Source organism: Donghicola eburneus (genome assembly GCF_900115865.1).
GTDB classification, from domain to species: domain Bacteria; phylum Pseudomonadota; class Alphaproteobacteria; order Rhodobacterales; family Rhodobacteraceae; genus Donghicola; species Donghicola eburneus.
In genome coordinates this window covers 1-7,395 of record NZ_FOXY01000034.1, presented here as the reverse complement: position 1 = coordinate 7,395, position 7,395 = coordinate 1, and the positions used below count along the sequence as shown (strand labels likewise).

At 51.0% G+C, this 7,395-nt stretch carries 7 protein-coding genes and 1 pseudogene; 7 read left to right on the top strand and 1 reads right to left on the bottom strand.

The window, feature by feature from the left end; translation table 11 throughout:
- From BM225_RS21920 to BM225_RS21115, 6 genes are all read left to right on the top strand, one after another.
- Window positions 1–246, top strand: a 246-nt coding sequence (locus BM225_RS21920) for a Hint domain-containing protein (protein ID WP_218157093.1), incomplete at its 5' end; no start/stop codon positions are given.
- Window positions 247–493: 247 nt separating this feature from the next.
- Entirely contained in the window at window positions 494–1,303 is an 810-nt protein-coding gene (locus BM225_RS21135; RefSeq protein ID WP_092465498.1) for a GAF domain-containing protein, read from the top strand.
- Between the two features lie 4 nt (window positions 1,304–1,307).
- Complete coding sequence (locus BM225_RS21130; RefSeq protein ID WP_092465497.1) at window positions 1,308–1,631, top strand: hypothetical protein; 324 nt, start codon at window positions 1,308–1,310, stop codon at window positions 1,629–1,631.
- A 133-nt stretch (window positions 1,632–1,764) separates the two neighbouring features.
- On the top strand, window positions 1,765–1,956 hold the full coding sequence (locus tag BM225_RS21125; protein WP_092465496.1) for a hypothetical protein: 192 nt from the start codon (window positions 1,765–1,767) through the stop codon (window positions 1,954–1,956).
- A gap of 205 nt (window positions 1,957–2,161) precedes the next feature.
- Window positions 2,162–2,674 (top strand): methanogen output domain 1-containing protein, encoded by a 513-nt coding sequence (locus BM225_RS21120; RefSeq protein ID WP_092465499.1) that lies wholly within the window; start codon window positions 2,162–2,164, stop codon window positions 2,672–2,674.
- Window positions 2,664–4,571 (top strand): response regulator, encoded by a 1,908-nt coding sequence (locus BM225_RS21115; protein ID WP_177218681.1) that lies wholly within the window; start codon window positions 2,664–2,666, stop codon window positions 4,569–4,571. Before BM225_RS21120 ends, BM225_RS21115 begins: the two co-directional genes overlap by 11 nt.
- Window positions 4,572–4,703: 132 nt before the next feature.
- On the opposite strand, the gene BM225_RS21110 is transcribed toward BM225_RS21115, so the two are convergent.
- Window positions 4,704–6,155 carry a methyl-accepting chemotaxis protein gene (locus tag BM225_RS21110; RefSeq protein ID WP_092465494.1) on the bottom strand — a complete coding sequence of 484 codons (1,452 nt, stop codon included), beginning with the start codon at window positions 6,153–6,155 and terminating at the stop codon, window positions 4,704–4,706.
- Window positions 6,156–6,349: 194 nt separating this feature from the next.
- On the opposite strand from BM225_RS21110, the pseudogene BM225_RS21105 reads away from it, so the two are divergent.
- Window positions 6,350–7,158 (top strand): annotated as a pseudogene (locus BM225_RS21105) (IS3 family transposase); the annotation flags it as partial.
- Between the last annotated feature and the right edge of the window lie 237 nt (window positions 7,159–7,395).

The window sequence follows — 7,395 nt, the reverse complement described above, 5'->3', positions numbered from 1 at the left end:
TACTTCCACATTCTCTTCGACCGGCACGAAATCGTATTTTCCAACGGGGCCGCGACGGAGAGCTTGTTCACAGGCCCCGAAGCGTTGAAGGCCGTGTCAGAAGATGCCCGCGCGGAAATTCTGCAGCTCTTCCCCGATATTGCGGAGCAGACTGAACGGACGGCGGCGCGACACATCCCGACCAAAGGCCAAAGGGTGCTGCGCCTGATCGCGCGCCATGTGAAAAACCACACGCCGCTCGTATAATCTCGTATAATAAAGCCATCCAAAGCCAAGTGGATGTGCACATTTGATTTTAAAGAGATTGATACAAACGATCTAACAGCGCTGCTCGCCGAGAGAACCAGGCGCAATGTAGGTAATGGATCGCGGCTCAACCCCAATCTTTGGCTACACCTCCAATCAATTGATATAATTTAAACTGACCTTTGAGCGTTGGATCTCATGGCAAAGTACATCACCATAATATTACAGAGTTATGGGAGGAATAAGCATGGTCTATGAAGCTGCGCCATTGCCGGTTAACGAAGCTGCTCGAAACGCGCGCGTTCATCGTTCTGGCGTTATGGATGTCCATCAAGAAGAACGATATGGATTGTACGTCGAACTAGCGAAAATGATCAGCGATTGTCCGGTTGCTTACACCGGACTGCTTGATGAAGATCGTCAGTTTTTCTTGGCCAAGGACTTTGGTGGGTTAATTGACGCTGACGAAGTACCTCGTAATCTAACTCTATGCCAATATGCGCTCGGGAGTACCGATCCTACAATCGTACAAGACCTTCGTAATCACCCAAAACTTAAACACAATCCCTTGGTCACTGATCCGCCTAATTGGGTTTTCTGGGGAGCTTATCCCTTAGTAACCGATGACGGTTTGGTACTGGGAACCTTGTGTACTGTGGATTACCAGCCGCGCACCATGAGTCCCGAGCAGATTCAAGGGATGGAGAAGCTTGCGGGAAACATGACTTTGCTGATCACTCTACAGATGCAGGAGCGTGACGCGATTACTGAAAGAATGGCTAAGCTAGCGGGTTACTTTCGAAAGTCTTTACCCGCAACAAGCCCTGCAGCAATAGAAGCTTTTCTGAATGTTTGTGGCGGCATTCCTGCAGACACAGAGGCCCTGAAAGATCTAGAAGCAAATGGACTTGTAGATCTGACGGGATCGGTTCCCGACCTTACAGCATCGGGGCGTGAACTACAGGCCGAGCACGGACTAAATGCGGCTACTTATCGGAGAACTATTTCAGCAAGTAGCAGCCTAAATGTCGAAGACCTCTTTGCAATGATGGACTGATCACATGTACTCTAAAATCTATCAGATCGAAGTGCCTGGCCTCGCTGAGGGCAAAATAGCTGCAGCATTTATGGCCGAAGAACTGACCCCTTTAATCTCACGATACAACATGGCTGGGCTAAGCGTATTCCTTTGCAAAGAAGGCATGGTGCAAATCACTGTTAACTTTGACAGCCCCGGGGACATGAAATTATTCCAAGAGGCACAAGAGCAAATTTTCGCTCAGCTAAAGAATAGTTTCTCCTGCTCAACTGGGGAGTACCAAGCCGTTCCCGTATTCCGCTACGAACGTGAGGCGACTAATTCTAGCATGCAGGTGACTCACTAGAAAATAAAATCTACGCCGGGCGGCGGGCTATTATTTCCCGCCGCTCTATGAATTCAAATGGTCTACCCAAGTCAACACCCATAGATTTCTGATTCCCAAAGGCAATACACCAAATCACGCAAAGGTGACCGCCATGAATGAGACGCAAATCAGATCCGTCAGTTTAGGCAAGGGTTTCGGGCAATCGAATCCGCAGACCAAAGTGACCAAGTTTCACGCCTACACGCTGGCGCCCGTCTTGGTTGGACTGCCGACTTCATCAGGCACGCTCGCGCAGATTGAAGTGTTAAAAATCTGGCTGGATCGTCGGGGTCTGCCCTCCTGAAACTGGCAAAGTCGACATACGCTATTGCCCACGTAAATCCTAAGTCTAGATTTCCATATTAAAGGTTAGTAGGTTTAACTAAAAGCTAGGCCTCGGGTGTGTACCAAAGTCCGCATGATACTTCGCGGAGTTATCAGGTGCTTTGATTGTGTGCTGCCGCATGAGTTCGCGGCATCCTTATCAGATCAATGCCGTGGAGGACGCCTTGGGAGCCGAACCAATTGAAAGAAAAGAAGATCTGGAGCGCGAAGTTTTCTTGCTCTCTATGGTCAATGCTCTATCAGGAACGTTGCAGGACGTGGTCGGGCTAAAAGATGCAGAGGGCTACATTTCAACCGTAGGCGAGCGCATTGGCGAGACTATCTGCGGGGCCTATCGCAACAGCTCGGACAACGGCGAAATCACACCTGATGACCTGTCTTACATCTTGACCGATCTGAAGGCCCGTATCGGCGGCACCTTCAAGGTCGAAAGCGAAGACAGCAAAACCATTGAATTTTCAAACACGAAATGCCCTTTCGGATCTTTTGTCGATGGGCGGCCGTCGCTCTGCATGATGACATCCAATGTCTTTGGCACGATCGCCGCGACACTGCACGGCGAAGCGCGGGTCGAATTGCTGAAAACAATCGCGAATGGGGACGGGTGCTGCAGCGTATTGGTCCACACGGACGGCTCCGCTGGCGGCGGCAGAAGGTATTTCGGGTATGACGACTAACCCGGCCCTGCTGCAGGAAATCATCGAGACGTTCGACAAGCCCTCGTTCATCACCACTGTTCGCGCTGACATGGTGGTCACCAATGAGGCTGCACGCTCGATGTACAACGCGGGAGGTGCCGAGGCGTTGTTCAGAGCGGAGTCGACCAAAGCCTTCCTCGGTAGCATCGCGAAATCGACAAACGTTCGGTTCGACAAAATCGTCGATCATCTCGGTCAAGAGCATCGCGTTGCAGGCAAACGGCTCGACCGCAACGGTCACCTGATGCTGTGGTTTGAAAAGGCCGACAGCCAGCACGACATGGCAGGCTTCACGTCTGAGGTGAAAAAGCGCGAGGCCGAAACATCGAAGCGGCGCGCTATCGAGAAATCCAGTAAGGATCTTGTCGCAGCGTCTGGCGATATGGTCCTGATCGTTGCGCGCACCGGCGAGATCCTAGAGTCTTCAGAGTCCTTTCACAGACTGACAGGCATTCACATTTCGGCCACACTGAATCAGCAGGTCAAACGCTATGTTTTCTTAGGCCTCAAAGAAGGGGTCGATGGATGGGCGCTGCAGACCCCGCTATACTCTGCCGTGGAAGGGTATATTCAGGGCAGAGAGCGCCGCATCCCAATTGAAGTGACGCTGAAGCCGATTGTCTGGAAAGGCAAAGACGCAACCCTGTACTCAATTCATGACCTGTCCGAGACCCAGCGTGCGGAGTCCGCAATCCAGCGGATGCGTCTGCTTGAAGAAACACAGAAGAAAGCCGAGATGGCCAGTCTGGCCAAAAGCCGCCTGATCCGCGCAATCTCGCACGAGATGCGAACGCCGCTGAACGGGATGTTCCTGAGCCTCGATATTTTGGAAGACGGCATGACCCTGTCCAGCGCTGACAAACGTTTGTTTCAAACGCTCAAGAAAAGCACTGAGCGTTTGCTGGGTCAGGTCGACAACATCATGTCATTTGTGCAGTCAGACACCCCGAGCGACACACAAGAGCAAACCGCCATTGATGTCGGCAAGGTGCTAAATGCGCTCTACACCGAGAATGTGTCTCGCACCCAAGCCCGGCATTTGGACAGTACGCTGGTAAACAACATCGGCTCGCACATGGCCCTTGGGAAAGAAAGCGTCCTGCAGAGCCTGTTCCAAAGCCTATATATCGAAGCGCTCGCATCGCCCGGGGGCGCATCAGTGCGGGTCGAATGCGATAGCGTCGTCCACGACACCCAGATCACTTACCGCCTGTCCATCACCGCTCCGACCTTCAGATCCAAGCTAGGTGACGGGAATCTGGCACGCAAAGTGTACTCAGGGCAGGGGTCTGACAAACATAAGCAGGAAACGATCGACCTAAACCTGTGGATTTCACAAAACGCAATTTTGGAGTTGGGCGGATCGCTGACTTTTGAAGAAACTGGAGAGGACTCTGCCAGCGCGGTCGCGACTTTCTCTTTCCCACGGGCATCACAGCCGCGTCCAGTAATTGGCTCTATGTCTGACCAGTTGCCGCAGGATCTGAGTGTGATGATCGTCGATGACGAACCGATCAATCGCAAAGTTTTGACCCTTTTGCTCAAGAAGAACGGCAATGCCGTATGGACGGCCGAAAACGGTCAAGAAGCCGTTGAGTTGGCTATCAAACATAGGCCAGATCTGGTAATAATGGACCTGAATATGCCTGTGATGGACGGTATCAGTGCGACGCGTGAAATTCTGAATCAAGCAGCGTTGGCTCATACAAAAGTCATCGGTGCGACAGCTTATGTCAGTGACGAAATAGAGGCAGAGTGCCTTGGCGCTGGGATGCTCGAGCTGGTGGCAAAGCCATTAGCCAAAGACCAGCTGTTTCACACTCTCTCACGCCATTGTCCGACTATGCTTCTTCAGGCACAACAGACTGATACTTAAGTCTAAGATCGCCAACTAGGTTCTTACTATTAGGATTCAGCAGTAGCAATTCATCAAGCATAAAGCCTCGGTAGTACCTCGCATTGCCAGTAACACACTCTACGATGAAACCTATGTTCGGCGCTCGCCGCATTAAAAGCCTTCGAAAGGATCAGAGTCATCCGCCAGCAAAGCAGTATTCTTCTCAAAAATACTTGGGTTCTCAGAAGGTTTCTGCGGTGCCAAGGCGACACTTGTCTCGGCTATTTTCGCCAATAAATCGGAAGGAATTTGTTTACCAGAAGAAAGAATGTCATTTAGACGCATTAGGTCACTACGCGAAAGCTTTGACAGATCTAGAGCAGCAGCGATGTTGTCGTTTTTTTCCTCTGAAATAGAACGCGTCGAAAAACCCTTCATTGCATCATCAAGCGACGCAGCAACAGACGTTACAGATTGCACGAAGTTTGCAACGCGTTGAGTTTGTTCGTTCATTGAACGCGATGAGTCTAGTAAAGAAACAGCTGCAGCTCCGACTTGCTCAACCCCTCTCGCCTGCTCCTCGGACGACAGCGCGATGGTTTTTGTTTGGCTCGAAATACTATTGATATTCTCGACGATTTTGCCGAAAGCAACTTCTGTTCTGGATGCAACTGAGACGCCCTCTTCTACGCGTCGAGTTGCGCTCTCAACCAACTGGCTCGTTTCTTGAGCCGCTTTTGAAGACCGGCTGGCTAGGTTTCTAACTTCTTGAGCGACCACCGCGAAACCTCGACCGTGCTCCCCGGCGCGCGCAGCTTCAACTGCAGCGTTCAAGGCAAGCAGGTTGGTTTGAAACGCGATTTCGTCGATCACTTTTATGATACGTCCAATATCATCAGAAGCCGACTTAATGTGGTGCATTGCGGCGACCATCTCTTGAACACTTTTGGCCCCTTCCCCCGCATTCACCAAGCTCACACCCGTCAACTCGGCCACCGTTTTCGAGGCTTCGGCGTTCTTTTGGACCATCTGACCTGTCTGCTGGACAGATGATGAGATATCGTCAGCAGATGTAGATTGAAATGAGCTTGTTGACTTCAGGGACTCCGCCGCAGAACTTGCATCGCTGATACAAATCGTAAGCTGTCCTGTCTGCTGAACAATTTTACCGATAACATCATTGAGATGATCATAGGCACGCTCAAACGATTTCACAATTTCTTTATATTGACCTTTAAACCGGTTAATTTCTATTTTTCTATCGAGTTTTCCAGAAACGATGGCTTCAGACATGCTGGATATCTCTGTAACAACATTCTGGAATGCAGTTCGAATTTTTTCAGTAGACTTGTCGACAAATGCCAACTCTCCCCCCAAAGGCACCGGCGAGTAGTCAAATTCCCCTTGCGAGTACGCCATCATCGTTGTCATGATCTGACGAAGGATATCCATTTGATGATCGAGCATTTTGTTGACGCTGGCTGCAGCACTCTGATCGGCGCCAGAGAAAATGCTCTCATCAAGCCGTAAAGAGACTTGACCGATAAGATGAGCTTGCGCGATCCGCTCCAACTCTGCGCTCAAAAGAGGTGAGCTTTCAAGTTTCGTATCTGCGCCCGTCATAGCGACTCCATTCCTCAATCTATATTGCTGCTACTAAGAACAGCTTTTTCTTTAAAACTTTTAGTTATCTTTTTATGCAAACATCATCTTTTGATATCGTCCTGGGCTTCCGTTGCTCTGCCTGCTGAAAACTGGACCATTTGAAGCTGGAGTTTTCGGGTAGTCTTTCCTGGCTGGGAAAGGAGCGGAAACGCATGAAAGCACCGAAGTTTACGGACGCGCAGAAGGCGTTCATTTTGCGGCAAGGCGAAGACGGAATGCCTGTTGCCGAGATCTGTCGCAAAGCTGGGATCAGTCAGGCGACCTACTTCAATTGGAAGAAAAAATACGGTGGGTTGCTGCCCGACGAGATGCGACGGTTGAAGCTGCTTGAAGACGAGAACGCGCGTCTCAAGAAGATTGTCGCGGACCTGACGCTGGACCGTGAAATGCTGCAAGATGTTATTCGCCGAAAGCTCTGAAGCCGGAACGGTCGCGTGAACTCGTTCGCGGGATGTGCGCAGATTGGGCGGTCTCTATTCGCAGAGCGTGTGGGGCGCTGCGTTTTGACCGCTCAAGCTACCACTACAAATCCCGCCGCACGGATCCGGCAGCGCTGAAAGCGCGGATCAAAGAGATCTGCGAAACGCGTGTTCGATATGGGTATCGACGCGTGCATGTAGTTTTAACCCGTGAAGGTTGGGATCTCAGCATCCGGAAAACCTACAATGTTTACAGAGCTATGGGCATGCAATTACGGAACAAGACACCGAAGCGGCGCGTGAAGGCGAAGCTACGAGAAGATCGTGCTGAAGCTGTCGGACCAAACGACGTATGGGCGATGGATTTTGTCCACGACCAGTTGGCCCTGGGACAAAAGTTGCGCATTCTGACGGTCGTCGACACTCACTCGCGGTTCTGCCCTGTTTTGGATGCCCGCTTCAGCTACCGCGGCGAAGATGTTGTTCAGACACTGGAAAAGGTCTGCTCAAAAGCGGGCTATCCGAAAACCATAAGAGTCGATAACGTCCTATGTCAGGAAATTTTGGCTGTTTAGGTCAGCAGGTCGATTGGCATCCAAGGAACGGATACCATGATAAGGTTGCCCAGACGGGCTCTGCCGTCAAGAAATGATCTCATCCATAGCAAACACAGGGTACGCGCGCTGGCGGCCCTCACCGTCCTTAATACGAGATCCCAAATCCCAAGCAGAAGGCCCGAACATTATCTACGAGGTCAGATTGACTGCCTCCACGGCTCA